Source organism: Bacteroidota bacterium (assembly GCA_039111535.1).
Taxonomy (GTDB): Bacteria; Bacteroidota; Rhodothermia; order Rhodothermales; family JAHQVL01; genus JBCCIM01.
In genome coordinates this window covers 1-17,008 of sequence record JBCCIM010000014.1, presented here as the reverse complement: position 1 = coordinate 17,008, position 17,008 = coordinate 1, and the positions used below count along the sequence as shown (strand labels likewise).

Annotated in this window: 13 protein-coding genes; 4 read left to right on the top strand and 9 right to left on the bottom strand. The window is 51.1% G+C overall.

The features are described 5' to 3' along the window. The first annotated feature begins 66 nt into the window (after positions 1-66). Positions 67-1,746 carry a dihydroxy-acid dehydratase gene (gene ilvD / locus AAF564_03990; protein MEM8484681.1) on the top strand — a complete coding sequence of 560 codons (1,680 nt, stop codon included), beginning with the start codon at positions 67-69 and terminating at the stop codon, positions 1,744-1,746. Between the two features lie 5 nt (positions 1,747-1,751). Here the strand turns inward: ilvD and AAF564_03985 are convergent, their stop codons facing one another. From AAF564_03985 to AAF564_03975, 3 genes are all read right to left on the bottom strand, one after another. After that, positions 1,752-2,162, bottom strand: a complete 411-nt coding sequence (locus AAF564_03985) for a hypothetical protein (protein ID MEM8484680.1) — start codon at positions 2,160-2,162, stop codon at positions 1,752-1,754. Positions 2,163-2,417: 255 nt separating this feature from the next. After that, positions 2,418-2,669: a hypothetical protein gene (locus tag AAF564_03980; GenBank protein MEM8484679.1), complete on the bottom strand. Its 252-nt coding sequence runs from the start codon at positions 2,667-2,669 to the stop codon at positions 2,418-2,420. A gap of 276 nt (positions 2,670-2,945) precedes the next feature. Beyond that, a complete protein-coding gene (locus tag AAF564_03975) occupies positions 2,946-4,514 on the bottom strand; it encodes a mechanosensitive ion channel (protein MEM8484678.1) in 1,569 nt (522 codons plus the stop codon). 332 nt (positions 4,515-4,846) lie between these two features. Between AAF564_03975 and AAF564_03970 the strand changes: the two genes are divergently transcribed. Both AAF564_03970 and AAF564_03965 read left to right on the top strand, forming a co-directional pair. Next, positions 4,847-5,797, top strand: coding sequence for an NAD(P)-dependent alcohol dehydrogenase (locus AAF564_03970; protein ID MEM8484677.1), 951 nt, complete (start codon positions 4,847-4,849; stop codon positions 5,795-5,797). A gap of 97 nt (positions 5,798-5,894) precedes the next feature. Continuing rightward, positions 5,895-7,325 carry an ATP-binding protein gene (locus AAF564_03965; GenBank protein MEM8484676.1) on the top strand — a complete coding sequence of 477 codons (1,431 nt, stop codon included), beginning with the start codon at positions 5,895-5,897 and terminating at the stop codon, positions 7,323-7,325. Between the two features lie 39 nt (positions 7,326-7,364). On the opposite strand, the gene AAF564_03960 is transcribed toward AAF564_03965, so the two are convergent. Then, positions 7,365-8,054 (bottom strand): response regulator transcription factor, encoded by a 690-nt coding sequence (locus tag AAF564_03960; GenBank protein MEM8484675.1) that lies wholly within the window; start codon positions 8,052-8,054, stop codon positions 7,365-7,367. A 444-nt stretch (positions 8,055-8,498) separates the two neighbouring features. On the opposite strand from AAF564_03960, the gene AAF564_03955 reads away from it, so the two are divergent. Continuing rightward, positions 8,499-8,942, top strand: a complete 444-nt coding sequence (locus tag AAF564_03955; GenBank protein ID MEM8484674.1) for a cytochrome c — start codon at positions 8,499-8,501, stop codon at positions 8,940-8,942. An 85-nt stretch (positions 8,943-9,027) separates the two neighbouring features. Here the strand turns inward: AAF564_03955 and AAF564_03950 are convergent, their stop codons facing one another. From AAF564_03950 to ptsP, 5 genes are all read right to left on the bottom strand, one after another. Then, positions 9,028-9,855 carry a hypothetical protein gene (locus tag AAF564_03950; protein MEM8484673.1) on the bottom strand — a complete coding sequence of 276 codons (828 nt, stop codon included), beginning with the start codon at positions 9,853-9,855 and terminating at the stop codon, positions 9,028-9,030. Next, the gene (locus tag AAF564_03945; protein MEM8484672.1) at positions 9,852-10,994 is read right to left on the bottom strand and encodes a PQQ-binding-like beta-propeller repeat protein; all 1,143 of its coding nucleotides are present in this window, start codon (positions 10,992-10,994) and stop codon (positions 9,852-9,854) included. Before AAF564_03945 ends, AAF564_03950 begins: the two co-directional genes overlap by 4 nt. Before the next feature lie 35 nt (positions 10,995-11,029). Continuing rightward, positions 11,030-13,987 carry a BamA/TamA family outer membrane protein gene (locus AAF564_03940; GenBank protein MEM8484671.1) on the bottom strand — a complete coding sequence of 986 codons (2,958 nt, stop codon included), beginning with the start codon at positions 13,985-13,987 and terminating at the stop codon, positions 11,030-11,032. A 385-nt stretch (positions 13,988-14,372) separates the two neighbouring features. Then, positions 14,373-15,425, bottom strand: a complete 1,053-nt coding sequence (locus AAF564_03935) for a bifunctional phosphoglucose/phosphomannose isomerase (GenBank protein MEM8484670.1) — start codon at positions 15,423-15,425, stop codon at positions 14,373-14,375. A 166-nt stretch (positions 15,426-15,591) separates the two neighbouring features. Beyond that, on the bottom strand, positions 15,592-17,008 hold a 1,417-nt coding region (ptsP, locus tag AAF564_03930), incomplete at its 5' end, for a phosphoenolpyruvate--protein phosphotransferase (GenBank protein ID MEM8484669.1).

The following is a 17,008-nucleotide window of genomic DNA, read 5'->3' as shown; positions in this document are numbered from 1 at the left end:
AGTTATGCCATGTAGATAGTTCTTATCTTTCGGCTCCCAAATCAAAAACCTGTTATCTGAGCACCCATGGCTGAACTTAACAAACACAGCAAACGCATTACCCAACCGAAATCCCAGGGCGCCTCTCAAGCCATGTTATATGCAACGGGCATGAGCGAGTCCGACATGGACAAAGCGCAGGTTGGCATCGGGTCGGTTTGGTATGAAGGCAATCCTTGCAACATGCATTTGCTTGACCTGGCAACGCAGGTAAAAGCAGGCGTGGAGGCGGCTGACCTGGTAGGCATGCGGTTTAACACAGTTGGTGTGTCCGATGGCATTTCGATGGGTACAGATGGGATGTCGTACAGCTTGCAATCGCGCGATCTGATTGCAGATTCTATCGAGACCATCATGGGTGGCCAGTGGTACGATGGCTTGATAACCCTCCCCGGTTGTGACAAAAACATGCCGGGGTGCGTTATGGCGATGGGCCGGCTTGATCGCCCTGCCTTGATGGTTTATGGCGGCACCATCCGCCCCGGTTGTACCAAAGATGGACAGCAACTTGATATTGTGAGCGCGTTTCAAAGTTACGGCGCTTATGTTGCCGGCAAAATTGATGACGAGGAACGCCAGCACATTGTGCGCAAATCTTGCCCTGGCCCTGGCGCCTGCGGCGGAATGTACACGGCAAACACCATGGCCTCGGCCATTGAAGCCATGGGTCTATCTCTTCCTTACAGTTCAAGCCTCCCGGCAACTGATCCGCGCAAAATGGACGAGTGTCAGCAAGCAGGACAGGCCATTCGCGTCTTGTTAGAAAAAGGCCTCACGCCGCGCAAAATTGTAACGCGTGCTTCTATCGAAAATGCAATACGCGTACTTGTGTCACTTGGCGGTTCTACCAATGCAGTTTTGCATATGCTCGCCATTGCGCACGCATTCGACATTCCGTTCTCTATCGACGACTTCCAGGAGATCTCAGGCAGCACACCCCTGCTGGCAGACATGAAGCCAAGTGGCAGGTTTTCGATGGAAGAATTGTGCAACATCGGCGGCGTACCAGCTGTGATGAAGCACCTGATGGCGCACAACCTGCTACATGCTGATGAGCTTACGGTAACCGGAAAGACACTGGCTGAAAACCTGGCGGCGTGTGACGCCCTGCCAGCATCCCAAACTATCATCCGAGATTTTGACAACCCCATTAAATCCGACGGCCACATTTATATCCTGAAAGGCAACCTTGCGCCGCAGGGTTGTGTTGCAAAAATCACAGGCAAAGAAGGGTTGTTTTTCGAAGGGCCGGCCCGCGTATATGATTCAGAAGAAGATATGCTTGCAGGACTCGAAGCGGGTGAAATTCAGCCGGGAGAAGTGGTAATCATTCGCTTTGAAGGCCCTAAAGGCGGACCAGGTATGCCTGAAATGCTAACGCCAACATCTGCGTTAATGGGCGCCGGCATGGGCAACGACGTTGCACTCATTACCGATGGCAGGTTTAGTGGCGGCAGCCACGGCTTCATCATTGGCCATGTAGTACCTGAAGCCCAGGAAGGCGGTCCTATTGCCTTTATAGAGAATGGAGACCACGTAAAAATTGATGCTGCTGCGAAAAGCATACGGGTTGATGTTGACGAAAACACCTTTGCACAACGCCGCGCTGGATGGGTTGCCCCGCCATTTAAATCAACTAGGGGAACGCTGTACAAGTATATTAAAAATGTCAGCAATGCATCCGAGGGATGCGTTACAGATGGCTAGTGGGTTTAATCCAGGGTAATCGATCCGTCGTAGCGGACGGTGGTTCGGTAAATCTCCTGATCAGATACGTTGACCCGTATTCCCACCTCGGGGAATCGTTTGCTAACGGCAACCAGTTCGAGTGAGTCGCCCTGGGCCATAGAAATTTTGAAAATACCGTTTTCAGTTTCTTCACCGAGGAAGAGTTTTTTGAAGCCAGCATTTTCAAGCCCCGAATAAGAAGCATTGCCGCCCTCAAAAGGGTCGGCCTGTGCTTTCCAGGCCAAGGCTGATTGGGCTATCATAAGCCCTCGATCAATCAGCATATCTGCATTGTGCTGTCGAAAGTTCTTTTCGACAATCTGCACACCTGCCATCACCGAAAACCCTACAATAATAATCCCCATCACAAGTAGGAGAAGCTGCTGCTGTCCCATATTTACCTAAAATCTAACGATGCAAGAGTGAAGTGGTGGTGTATACCAACAATAAACGAACAAACAGAGACGCCACACCAGTACATTTGGCGCATTTCAAATCCAGCCGGCGATAGATCGTGGCAGGGTCGTGCGTCATTCACGGGCGTGGCATCAACATGTTTTGTGGGCACCTGTTCTGGCATCATCAGGAGTTACTGCCAGACACCGGGTGCAAGCATTAAGTACATTGCAACAAAAGGCGGCTCTTACTTCCTAGCAAGGACAGCCGTTGGCATCTAGTTTTGCCTGAATGTCATTGTATGAATCGCGATCGCCATTTTTACGGTGCATGTTACGGCGTTCCAACAGGGCATCGCAATTCACCGTACTCATGGCTGAAGCCGTATTCAAGAGTGGTGTGGCCGCGATTACTGGAATCACCCAACCGGCACGAAGCAAAGCACGTCGACTGACGGTCTTCTCCGTTACAGGTTCATCATCCATATGGCGCGTTGTGTTGTCCATCTGTCTGGTTGTAATTTGTTACTTGGAATGTACTTAGGCGCCTGGCTATACAAGACGCAGGCGTCAGTACATATTTTACGCAAGTATTACCGCTCAACCATCATCAACTCGTTCCGCTTATACCGCAAATATGTGGCGAGAATGTGACAAATGGCTTCTCAAAGGTAATCCTGTGGTAAAAAACACCGTAATTCCGCATTCCAAAAGCGCATACATTATGGTAGTAAGTATTGCTATAGAAATTCGGGGAGGGTGCCCCCTCCCCGAAAATTTCTACTACCCAACTTCCTGAAACGCTGCTTTTCCTACTCCCTTTTTAGTGGCATTCGGCGCTTCGCCATCGCGCGAAGCAAAGAACTGCTCCAACTGGGCTTTAGCCACATCCCGGCCGCCAAACCCAAATGCAATCGCAGCTGCAATGGCAATGGCACCCAACGTCAATCCAAAGGCAAGATTGATGATCGAGTTTGCGAGCCCCATCTGTCCGAGTGCAATCGCACCCACAAACACAAGGATAGCTGTGCGTGCAACGAGTGCCAGCATATTGCCCTGCGCAATGTTGCTATGCTTGATTGCGTTGCCGGCAATATTGGAGAGATACAGGCCCAGTGCAAAGATCACAAGACCCAGCAATACCTGGCCGGCAAAGCCCATCACCTGGGTGAATACTGCAGAAAGGGAGGTAAAGCCTACCAGGTTAGCTGCTTCAATGGCGGCAAAGAGCATAACTCCAACCAATACCAGCGAACCTGCTATATCGGCTGGTAACTTCCGGTCCTCAGCTTCAACGGCTTGTCCATTGCTGGCGGCACTTGCACGTATACCCAGCGTCGCAAATAACTGGTTGAAGCCGATCCCGGCAAGCAAACTTGTTACCAGCCCGGCAACTAGCTTACCTATAACAAAGGCAATACCCAGCACGACAGCTGCACCAAACAATTGTGGGATAACAGCAAGCATCATGTCGAGCATACGACTGGCCGGCGCAGTAACGGCCTCCAGACTAAGTGCATTGAGTGCAGAAATCAGCACAGGCACGAGCATGAGTACATATACAATGGTACCGAGCGTCTGAGACAGGCGCTGCTTTCCAAGGACGCTGTGCAATCCTACACGTTCTGCCAGACGATCTGTGCCGACGGCAGCAAGCAGATTCGACACAATCTGGCGCACCAAACGTGCTACAAAATAACCGATGCCAAAAATCAGCCCGGCAGCAACAAGGTTCGGCAGGAAGCTCATCGCCTCGCTCAGCATCCCTTCGATGGGACTCAGGATGCCTTGCAATTGTAATGCGCCAAGAATTGCTGGCAGAAACAGCAGCAACACCAGGTAATACACGGCTGTTGCGCCTGTGGTAGCAATGCCAGCACCCTCGTACGACGTATCAGCTCCTTGCTTGATTTTTTCATCCAGGTTAGCTGCTTCGAGCCCGCGTTGCGTAAGGCCTTTCAGTAAACGCGCAACAACATATGCAACAACTGCTAACGCGCCAGCCGCAAGGAGCTGTGGAAGGAATTCGAATACCTGGGTGAGGAATCCATTTAGTGGTTCCGTAACAAACGTAAGCCCCAGCGTTTGTAAAAATGCGACCAGCACAAATACCATCACAAGGTAAAACACCCCTTGGGAGATATAGGGACCGACATCGGGCTGTTGCCCGTCATCGTCCGCAAACGCGGCTGAAAGCTTTGTGCTCAACCCTGTACGCGCTGATCCTTTTCGAGCCATGCGGCCCAGGAATTTTGCGACAAGGTAGCCGACCAGCAAAATGGCCAGTGCACCAAGCAGGTTTACTAAAAATGGGCCCTTCTCTACAAGTATTTGTTGTAGTGATTCGTACATCGCTTCTCCGTTTAGTTGAAGGTTTAATATCCTTTCAAGGGATAGCGGGCATCATTTTTTATTGTCCGTTAATCGGAGTCTGTGTAGCATTATACAACACACACTTTACAAGCTGGGGGTTGATCAAAAGCCGGCTCAATGCGCCTTAAAGGCAAAAAAACGCATATCCTGCGAAATTTTCGGGCAAATGAATTGGCTTCTCAATCATAGCGTTATAGAATTGCCAAAAATCGGTCCATTAAAAAAACATGTAGGCTTTTATATCCATTTTGCCGGCCCTTCCTTAGCTTTACCCAGCATTTTCACCACCTGAACGCTAACACGTGTGTTTTATGAAAGCCTGGACCATCCCTACCCATGGTACACTCAGTATTTTAAAACAAGGCACACAACAAAAACCAACGTGCGGGGATGATGAAGTGCTTGTGCGTGTACACGCAGCTGCCCTTAATCCGGCAGACCTGAAACTTGTCTCCGGCAAAGAAGGCGGCCATTTGCTTCACGCGCAAAACTTCCCCATCACCCCTGGCTTTGATTACTCTGGCACCATTGAAGAAAAGGGTGCACATGTGCGTGACCTAAAAGTTGACCAGGATGTATTTGGCTTCTTGCCTTACGCCCGCTCTACAAAGCAAGGTAGCCTCTGTGCCTACCTGTCGGTCAAACCAGAGCATGTTTCCCCCAAACCGTCCAATGTCACACATGCTGCCGCCGCTGCTGCAGGCACTACAGGGAGCACAGCCCTGCAGGGCTTGCGAGACAAAGGCCGGCTGACCAAAGGACAGGATGTGCTCGTCAACGGGGCATCAGGCGGTGTGGGTACGTACGCAGTGCAGATTGCACACCATGCCGGCGCGCAAGTCTTCGGGACTTGCAGCAAAAAGAATATGGCTATGGTTAAAGCCCTCGGCGCACGGGAAGTATTTGACTACAAAGAAACAAAGGTGGCAGAAATGGATCGACAATTCGATATCATTTTCGACGCAGCCTCCAACCTCTCTTTCCACCAATGCACCCGGCAGTTAAAACGCGGCGGCGTCTACATTACCCTTTTGCCTTCGGTAAGCCTTGCTACGGGTATTATCCGCAGCTTATTCTCCAGTAAAGCCAGTCGATTTGTTATCGTGACCCCAAAAAGCAATGACCTGGCGCAACTGGCATCCTGGCTCTCAAGCGAGGATATTACTTCATGCATAGACACCATTTACCCGTTTGACCAGGCCGACAAAGCCTTCCAGCACCTCTCACAGGGCGTTGCCGGTAAAATCGTGGTGTCGGTTTAGCAAACACCTGAACAAGGTCCTGATGGTTTCTGAACATGATCTAAACATTTTCAACTTACCTTGGCGCCAGACCTGAACATGTAACCGCCACGTTTTTATGCGTTCGCTCACGCTAAAGCTCGTTCTCGCTTTTACCATTCTACTTGCTGTGCAAGCCATCCTGGTTGCGCTGCTTGTCCGCGATGCTACGCGCACGTCATTGGATAAATACATCCAGGAAGACGCACTCCAAGTGTTTATTACGGATGTCACAAGCCATTATCAGGCAGAAGGTAGCTGGAACGGTATCGAGAAATCTTTACGTATTCGCCAGCCACGCCCCCAGCCTGGCGGACGTGGCAGACCACCGCAGCGTAAACGCGATGGCAAGCAAGGCCCACCGCCTCCTCCGCCGGGCGGCAGAAATGGGGGCAAAGCCGGACCAACACTTCATTTTGGCTTGCTCGATGCATCCGGGATGGTGATAATTGGTAACCAACAATGGAGAAAAGGCGTAGTGTTATCTAACGAAGACATGGGCAAATACATGCCATTGCTTATAGATGGTGAGGAGGTTGGGGCCATCCTCTTGCCCAGCTCCAAAATCCCGCTTAGCGCAGAAGCACAGTCTCTTTTGGGCAATTTGGATGCGTCATTGATTTACGCCCTGTTTGCCGCATTAAGCATTGCCTTGTTGCTGGGTTTTTGGTTTGCTCGCACAAGTTTGAAACCGGTCAAAGAGCTCACGGAAGCGTCCAAGGCGGTGGCAGCCGGCAAACATCCTACAGCACTCCAGGTCCACTCACAGGATGAAATTGGGGTACTGACTGCCTCGTTTAACCACATGAACGACGAATTATCCCGCGCGCGACAGGTCAGAAAAAACATGACAGCAGATATCGCCCACGAATTGCGCACCCCGCTAACCGTGCTCACGGGTTACCTTGAAGCCATGCGCGACGGTGACCTCCAGCCTTCCGATGAACGCCTCGGCACCCTGCTGGAAGAAGCGCAGCATCTTCAGCGACTGGTAGACGACTTACGGCTGCTCTCTCTTGCAGACGCCGGCGAACTACCACTTGTAAAAACCAAAACCAACCCGGTTGATTTTGCGCAAAGCGTAGTCGCCATGTTTGAAAACGAGGCTGCGAGCAACAGCGTTGCACTCAGCCTTGAAGCACCGTCAAATCCTATCTCCATAAACGCAGACGCTGGACGTCTTCAGCAGGTGCTTCAAAATCTGGTGAGCAATGCCATGCGCTTTGTGCCATCCGGAGGCGCGATCAATATCGATATCTCGCAATCGTCACAGCATACTACATTCCGCGTGCATGACACGGGGCCAGGAATTCCTGCAGACGATTTGCCTTTTGTCTTTGAACGGTTCTATAAAGCCGACAAATCCAGGCAGAACCACCTGGAATCAACGGGTCTTGGGCTTGCCATTTCGCGGTCCATCGTTGCAGCCCATGGCGGAACAATCGATGTAGTTTCGACCGAAGGAGAAGGTACCACGTTTATCTTGACACTACCAAATGATGCAAACTAAAAGAAGGGCTCAGCCGGTAGATGCGCCGGCTCAAGTTTGTTAGGAAGTGGGTTCAGCAAAACGGTAGCCGGCACCAAAAACAGTTTCCACATAGCGTGGCGTACCGGCGTCGGGTTCAATTTTAGCACGCAGGTTGCGGATGTGTACGTCTACCGTCCGTTCCACGCCTTCCACAGCAATGTCATGGAGCCGCTCAAGCAATTGCGCGCGTGAGTATACGCGTCCAGGATGAGCAATTAATACAGCAAGCAGCATAAATTCAGTTGGCGTGAGTCTAATCTCGGCACCAGACACTTCTACCCGCCGGCGCGATTTATCCAGCACAACATCCCCTACCGCAAACCGCTCTTGTTCTACAACAGCATTTGATGTTCGACGCAGCACGGCCTTGACCCTTGCAAGTAATTCACGCATCCCAAAAGGCTTAGTCACGTAGTCATCACCGCCCAGTTCAAGTCCCACCACTTTTTCTGTCTCCTCAATTCTGGCAGTAAGGAAAATGACAGGCGTATTCGATTCTTGACGGAAATGTCGAACGAACTCCAAACCGTCCATCTCGGGCATCATTACATCCAGCAAAACAAGGTCGGGAAAAAACTGTCGCGCAGCAATGAGGGCCTCGCGGCCGTTGGTTGCCGTTTGCACGTCATAACCGTGCCCGCGCAAATACTCATCGAGCATATGCCGTACATTGCGTTCATCATCAACAACAAGAATTCGCTTTCCCATAGTATAAACGTTCACTTTTGAGGCGACAGCAGGCGTACACAATTTGCCCGGCCTGTTACAAAATGGAATCTATACCCTGACGAAATACACCCAGTTGCATTCCATTTAGCTGTCAAGATCATTGGCACACGGCTTGCTCAATGTCGAAATAGCATGCTGTATTACCCACCAGCGCTGCAATCCCACCTACCGCAGAAGCTCCTCTAATACCCTTGAACTCATGAAGGTAGCGTATGCTCAATTTTCTCTGGAATCTTCTTTTTGGTGGCGGTGACAACTCAGGTGACGACCACGTCGAACCACAACGCGTTTTTGATCGCTACTAGCCATCCGTTTCATCGCCAGGCTCAACTTTGACAACTTACAGGCGATACTCCGAATTAGCCGGAGGGTTCAAAATTCCCTCCGGCTCTTCGCGTTCAGTAAGATTTAGACACACCCGCTATGCGCGTACTGGTTGCCTGCATCCTGCTTCTCTTTTGCCTTCTTGCACTTGGTGATCATTTCTTTCAAGCCAGGCAACCCAAACCGATTGAGGTGCAACCGGCTGTTGCACAGGCCAGTCGGTATGCGCAAGGGCTTTCGCTGTATAAAGCCCATTGCCAAACTTGTCACGGCAAACACGGTGACGGCAATGGATCTTTCTCTGGATTAACCGCTCAGACACCCCGGGTAGACTTCACGGCACCGGCTTTCAAGCGTACCGGTGTGGAGCTCAAGCGCGTTATTAAACTGGGTGGTTCAGCACTGGGCAAAGATGCGTTGATGCCGGCCTGGAAAACGCTACTAAGCGACCAGGAAATCGATCAGCTTGCTTATTTCATTATTACTGTAAACCGGGAAGGTGGAATTAGGCGGAAAGCGAAGACGCTTGCTGACGGGCGTTGAGTTTGGAGCGTCGTAAGTGCTGCTCTTGCGGAGATGGATTCTGAATCTAGTTCAGGATAGGTACTTTTGACCATGTCAAAAGTACCTACTTGATCACAAAACGCACTGCCAATACACCGAGACCAACCTGCATGGTACCTAGTGAGATCGCTGCATATCTGTCAAATCGCTCGAACCCAGGACGGAGGCTTGGGTCGCCGGATAGTTCATAGCGGGCGTAGCGACGGTCTGCTTTTGTTTTGAATCGGATTGCCATTACGCCTGATGCCACGGCCATGCCCCCAGCGAGGTAATCTATCCAGCGGGTTGATTTATCTCCAGGGCGCCAGAATGCTTTTGCCAGTTGCTCCTCGTCTACTTTTTCCTCAAGTGTGATATAATGCTGATTCCAGATTTTCTCACCGGGCGTTAAGCGCAAAGGTTCATACCCTTCTTTTGTCACCAACAGCATGCCGCGAATGGGATCGTCGACGGCGTAGAGCAAAGGCGTTTCTCCCAATAGCGATCGTTCGCCTGGCGTCTCGACAAAAATGAGCGCATCGTACGGTACTGATTCCACCCGATAGTGGTACTGGAAATTCATTGTCAGTTGCAAGCTGTCTGCCATCTTCTCATCTAACGTGGCGATGATGGGCGACATTGACCAGGAGTCGAGATTGGGCGGTACAAGACGGAGGGTTGTAGCCTCCGAAGGCAAGGCAAAAAACTTGTCAAGCGCACGGCCCAGGTATACTGAATCAGCATAGACCATTGCTTCTGACATGTTCGTGCGCACCTCAACAACGCGCGGGGATACTTGCTGAGCATGCGCTTCGTAGTGCAAGGAGCCGAGGCATAGCATCAGCAATGCCATACAGAGAACACATTGGCTTGCCAACGTACGCAGTTTGAAAAGGTCTGGCCTGTGCTTCATGGGGTTTCTTCGTCTTCAGTTACAGGCGCCTCGGGGGTGAATGAAATCACTTGTTGCGTCTCAGCCATAACAATCAGATTGGTGCCATGTGCTGTTACCGCTGATTTTACACGGCCATTTACTTCATGGCTCCAAATTTCTATGCCGGTCTCCGCATCCAGTGCATGAAGCATCCGGCGCATGGTACCCACGTATATGGTCTGGTTTGTAATAAGCGGTGGCGTGCTAATTGCACCGTCCAATAGCGTATCCCATTGCACATCGCCTGTAGCGGCATCTAGCATCCGAACCTCTCCATTGGTTGCTGATACAGCTAGCTGCTTTGTCTGTGGCGAATAAGCCGGCGTCGAAAACCGCACCGTTGTGTCTGCAAGGGCAAAGTCCCATAGCTCTCTTCCATCCCGTACGTCAAGCGCAAATAACCGGCCCCGTGTTGTAGGCACAAAAAGCCTCCTACCGTCCGATGCTGCGGTGTTGTAAACCGGCGCGCCGACGTGCTGCTCCCAATATATTTCGCCGTTATCAATGGACATGGCGTACAAGATACCACGCTCATCGATCACGTAAAGTTGTTCATCTACAACAATTGGAGAAGCAACCACGGTGGTTTGCTCATCAAGCAAGGTTTCCCATAGCACATCGCCCGATTTAGGATCTAGCGCATAGACATTCGCCTCATTATCAACAGCGATCACTTTGCCATCCGTGTAAATCAGACCAGCCTCAACGGGCAGTCCTTTTCGGGCCCATTGCTTTTTCCCATCCCACAATTTGTAAGCAACAACCGAGCGTTTGTCGCCAGCCATGGGTAAAAACAACATCCCTTCTCCCATTGCCATGCCACCTTCAATGGGTGCATTGTGTTTGATGCGCCCCATTCGCTTGCCGTCTGACATGCGGATGCCGTGCACCATGCCCTTGCGGTTACCAAGAATGACGATATCGTCAACGATGAGTGCACCAGCAGGACCTACGCCCGCGCCGGCGTCGTACCGCCATTTTTCATACAATGGCGGGTCAATCGATACAGGGGACACGTTCTGCCGCAAAGCAGACGCCCCTTCCATTGCCCAATCGTCTTCATCCGGCACCATTTCCTGGCCCAACTTCAAGTTGAGGCAGCCAGCACACAAGACCATCAAACATCCAAATAATAATATTCTGGCGTGCATCATTAGAAATCGTATCCAAAGAAGAATTGCTTGAAGATCTCGTCTGAGCGGGTACGGAATCCATCTGTAAATCGGTAACCCAAATCGTATCGCAGGACAAATCCACCAAACAAATTCATCCTGAAGCCCAGGCCGGCAGCACCCAGGGTTTCACCCGCGTTAATGACTTTGTTCACGTCGTAATACCCATCATTCCAGGCATGCGCAGCATCAAAGAATGCTGCACCGCGCAAGTTGGCAATGCCAAATGGTGCGAGCAGTGGAATAATCAGCGACGGATAATTTATAATCGGGAAGCGCAATTCGTGTGAGGTAAACCACATGTTTTTACCACGAACGCTATAGATGCGCTTGCCGCGCAGATCCCAACTACCTCCGAGGATGAACAACCTTGCTTCACGCCCCTGGTTGGTGCGTGCTACTGCGCGCGAGGCGAAGGTAACCTGATTACCAATCCGCCAATAATGACGGATATCAGCCATCAAGGTGTAGTAATTCACATTGGAATATTTAATGTCTGTTGTATACCCGGCCGTCAGGTTAGCGCGCCAGCCATCCATGGGGCCATTCATGCCATAGAGCGTATTGTCATGGACAAGGGAAAGCGCATTGGATAACAGCACAGCCTTTCGATTGATGCCGGCAAAAGGAATTTCGCGGTGGCTTGAACTAAGCGTGGTACTGAGTTCAATCCGCTTGAACATCGAAATTGGGTAGCTGACACCGGCCGTACCGCCATACATCGTTTCGAATACATATGGGAATGATGTAGAAGCATCCGGATCGGTAATATCATAGCGCTCCCCACCATGCCGGAAGATGCCGTAGCTGAAGTTCGCTCGCTTGTGATACTGTACCCGGTTGATCGCCACGTTCATGCTACGCAGGAAGTCCGAACGGCTTCGTCCCAGGTTATAAACCGTGACAAACCAGCGGTCGTTGCTCATCAAGTCCGAGAAGGAAATCAGTGCACCGCCGTAGGTACCCAGGATATGGTTCTGGCTGACCTGCCCCTGAGCAATATCCAGCGAATACTTGCGTTTGTATGGCACTGAGGTTGCCCCGTCTCCGTCCGCAACTCTACCGTATTCCCAATGCTCTCCCGTTGTTGCAAGATCGTGTTTGACAATGTCTTTCGGATTGGCAATCAGCGAATCGACACCAGCAAGGGCACGAATTGAAAAGCCATGCCGTTCAAAGCTCGTAAAGATGACCTTTTGGTCAGGCGTCCACACCGGATCATATGCTGCCGTTGTGATATTGGTAAGCCGGCGCGCCTCACGTGTTGTAACCGGTTGATCCCAGTACTGGTTAGTCGGCGAAAATCCCGACTCCGCCACAACTGGAGGCACACCGAGGGGGGCATCCATTTCAATCGACCAGATATCCTGCGCACCATATTTGCCAGTCGAGTCCTTTCGCGCACTCGTAAAGAGCACATGTTTGCCATCAGGACTCCATTGCGGCGAAAAGTCGTGCTGTTCGCCGTACGTTACATAGTGGATGCTACGCTGTTGAACATCAAAACTGAACAGGTTGTACGGCCCATCATGCCCTTTGTCCGTTCGATTTGAAGAGAACACAATTTGCCGTCCGTCGGGGCTCCACGAAGGATCGCGCTCGTCGTAAATATCGTCTGTCAATTTCTCCAGATCGCCAGAAGTCAGCGAAAAGATGTAGAGATCCGAAAAACCACTCCGGTCAATCGAAGAAAACGACAACTTATCGCCCTCCGGGCTCCATGTTGGCGAATAGATGGCCATCAGGTCTTTGAACTGGTAAGACCCCTCAAGGTAATCTTCCTCAAGGTCGTAAATATGGATGCTGTTGTTCTCGCCACTTTTTGTTACAAAAGCGAGCTTACCCTGCTTGGAAACGCTGGTCCTGCTTTCGAAGAAATGAAACGCTTCAAATCGCGAATCCCGCTCCCCTTTGATGATTGCTTTTTCTTTGCTGATCGGTCGATAAAGTGAGTCGAGCGTGCGGTGGTACAGGTTGGTGTACCCAATCCGGTTACCGATGTAGTACACATTCCGCGAGCCATCTTTCTTCTGGTAATAAGATGGTTTAGAGCTAAACCCGCGCAAAGCAATGGGGTCGGAAGCCAGTGCCGGCGGCACGGTTTCGTCCAGTATCGGATAGTATTGCTGCTTCACCCAGACATCCCACGCCTTGGCAATATCGCTAAAGTCTTCATGCAGCGTATACGCCATGACCTTTCGGAAGTCTTTGTGCTTCCACAGATTGTCGATAAGCCGCAACAGCTTTTCTTCCCCATACTCCTCAGAAATGAAACGGCATATCGCCTCCCCCTGTTTGTACATCTGGAAGGTACCCCGGATCATAAACATGCTTTCCAGCGGCACAAAGTAGTTCGAGAAAAGCGCGTCGCGGAGCACCATTTCGTGCTGGTAGTCAGGCTCACCGGACCAATACTCCGCCAACCCTTCAGTAAACCACAGTGGCATGCGGTTGGTGATTGGGATCCGGTACTCCTTCATCACCTTGAACGACTTCAAGAAGGTAAAAACGTGCACCAGCTCATGCCTGATGACGCGCCTGAATTTGCCAATCTCACCGTTTGCAGGCACGACGACCCGGCCTTTCAGGAATTCAAAAAACCCACCCACGCCGTCGGGAATAAAACCGGGGAAAGTATTGGTCTGTTTGAAGTGCAGGTTTGAGGAGTAAAAAATAATCGGGACGCGGTGATTCAACGAGTAGTTGAATTTGTTTTCCAGTTCCTTGTAAACTTCCTCGGCGAAGAAGGCGCCGTGCTCCGCCAACTCCTTCATTTCCGGGTAATAGTGGATATCAAAATGCTCGGTCTTCAGGACCTGCCAGTCAAAATCCTCATACTGAATTTTATTCCGACCAAAGTGGTATTGGGCCTGCGCAACGTCGACATAAGCAAGCGTGATGAGCAGGGAGAAAAGGAGCAGGTGCTTTACTACTCGCATAAGAGGTCACTCGTCAAGAAGCATGAGACAAACGGGGTATGGCGAGCCTAAGATCAAATCCATGGGTGCTTACAGATCCGGCAAACACAATCGCATGGGTGTATTGATTATTTTGCGCTGCTTTTCACCGTGAGGTCAAATTTCAACCGCCTGGGCAATCCAGTATGCAGCGCAGACAAAACACAGTATAAGATCGAATTAATTGGCTACCAAATACAGGCAAAAGTCGTTCCCCTGCGCATAAACATATGCGGTCTATTTATTAATACACACAAAAAATCAGGGTCAACCACTTACACTACAATTGAAACACCTCTTACGCGCAACGGCAAATGATAAAAAAGCCGGCGCACGTTTGTGGCGCCGGCTTTTTGTAATCAAGGCGTTAAACTTTTGCCAACTCCGACTTCAAGCGGTCGATCAAGCCGATCGGTGTCGGGTCAACGTCTCGCAGATATGCGAGGTACAGGCTGATCCAGTCGCCGAGGTTGATCAGCGACATCATTCGGGCCAGCCGGCTCGTTCCGCTGGTTGAGATTTCCATCCAGTAGCCGGCTTTCTCAGACAGCAGCTGCCGGGTTACATCCATGCGGTGCTGGATTCTGCTATGGTCTGCACTGTCGCGCAACACAAGCACACCCAGGTTGCCGTGAAAGGTTTTGCCATTGGCAAATTCCCAGGCCATAATTTCGTTGTGGTTCAATTCCGGATATACGTTGCCCACCGCAAGCTTTTTGGCATTTTCCTGGAATTGGCCGCGCCAGCGCAGGTTTACAGTTTCCAACATGCCGGTACCGCTGTACACAAAAGGAAAACGGGACACGAGCGCTTCCGCTATTTCACGCGCCTGGTGTTGCGCTTCAGGATCCGAATACGTTTCAGTCTGGGCTTCAAGCAGCGCTTGTGACTCAGCCCAGTCGTCGTCGGTCAGCGAAATCAGGCCCAGCTTGCTGCTGACAACAAGCAATACACTCAGCGAATACCCGAGCGCAGCACGTGGCGGCATCCCCCCCGGAATTTTCACGATCGGCAGGTTGTGTTGCTCAGCCAACGCAGACACCCGTCCGCCCGAAGATATACAGATGATTGTTGCCTTACGATCAAGGGCCTGCTGGAAAGCAGAAAGCGTCTCTTCGGTGTTGCCTGAAAAGCTGGATGCAATGACGATACTGTTTTCATCTACCGATGCCGGCAACTCATAGTTACGCACCACAGAGATGGGCACGGGCGATTGGTCAACTGCAAAGCAGCGCACCAGGTCGCCGGCAATTGCGGATCCGCCCATCCCTACTACCACAACCTGATTTTTAGATTTAAGGGACACGTCCAACGTCACTGCTTCAGCCAGCTTGCGCCCTTCCTTCCATTGTTGGGGGAATGCTTTTACTAAATCGTACATGCCGTCATTGTCCATGCGGCGAATGTCTGCTAGGTTCATATGCTCTATTTGATACGTTGCTCTGTTACTTTGCCTGTATACTAATGTTGATCTATCAAGACTTCGGGGATACTAGATGCCATCAACGCTGAGAAAACACACAGGGCTCACCCCGCCTCAGAATCTACTCAACGCCAACAAAATGCCGTGTAAAATCAATACAAAATCAACCGATAGTCTCTAAAGAGGAGCTTTCACTTTCCATGAGAAAAGCATAATAGTCCGCTGCATGGTTTTTTAGCCACTGCATCAACGTCTTTTTTCGTTCGCGCGGGTCAAAAATCCCCACAACTTGATTTGCCAGGGACTCAGCATCTTTTCGTCGCATGGAGCGCACAACACGTTTTATCTCGGGCAAAAAAGTCGGCGTTGCACTCAGGCTATCAATTCCCAATCCAATTAGCAATGCGGTTGCAAGCGGGTTCGATGCAATTTCTCCACAAATGTTTACAGGGATTTGATGGGCACGCCCGGCTTCAATTACGCGCCGGATCAAGGTCAATACCGCAGGATCCAGTTCGTGATACCTGGACGCCACCATGTCATTGCCCCGATCTACTGCCAGCAAATATTGCGTCAAGTCGTTCGTGCCGATGGAAAAAAAGTCCACCTCAGCGGCAAAATGCTCCGCCATCAATGCGACAGCCGGCACCTCAACCATAATACCAAGCGGCACTTCGGCATCATATAACTGGCCTGCTTCATCGAGAGACTGCATGGCCGTTGCCAGCGCCTCTTTCAGCCGGCGTACTTCCCCCAAACTCGACACCATCGGCACAAGAATTTTCACCGCCCCAAATGCGCTGGCCCGCAGAATTGCACGTAGTTGCGGTTGCAGGAGTTCAGGTTTGTCCAGCAAAATCCTCACGCCGCGCCACCCCAGGAAAGGATTGTGCTCGCGATGCCCCATGGGCAGCATTTTGTCTCCCCCTAAATCCAGCAACCTGAAGGTTGTATGGTACGGGTGCATTTTCTCGACGATCTCCTTGTAGGTCTCGAATTGCTCTTCTTCGGAGTAGTCGTCGAAGCCGCGCATCAGGAAAAGAAATTCGGTTCTAAACAGCCCAATGCCTTCCCCCCCATACTCTTCAACCAGCTCAACCTCCTCCCTGAACTCAAGATTAGCTTGCAGGGTAATTTCATGACCATCAAGAGTTTTGGCCTCGAGGGGCACCAGTTGCTTTTCGTCGAGCAACAAATTTTCAAATCGTTCTTGCAGTCTGCGGTATCCGGCCAGGGTTTCTTCTGTTGGATTGATGATCAGCCGGCCGTTAAACCCGTCGAGTATGATGGTGTCACCTGAATTAACCAGGTCTGTCACCCCGTGCATGCTTACCACAGCGGGTACGCCCAGGCCGCGCGCCATGATGGATACGTGTGATGTAGGGCCACCAAAGTCGGTAGCACACCCAAGGATATTACGCCGGCTAAACAAAACGATGTCCGCAGCCGTCAAGGTCTCAGCAATTACAATTGCGTTATACTCAATTGCAGACAGCAGCTTGCCGCGCCGCAGGTTACGCACCAAACGGTCGCGCACATCTTGTAAGTCGTTTGCTCGTTCACGAAAATAGTCGCTGCCG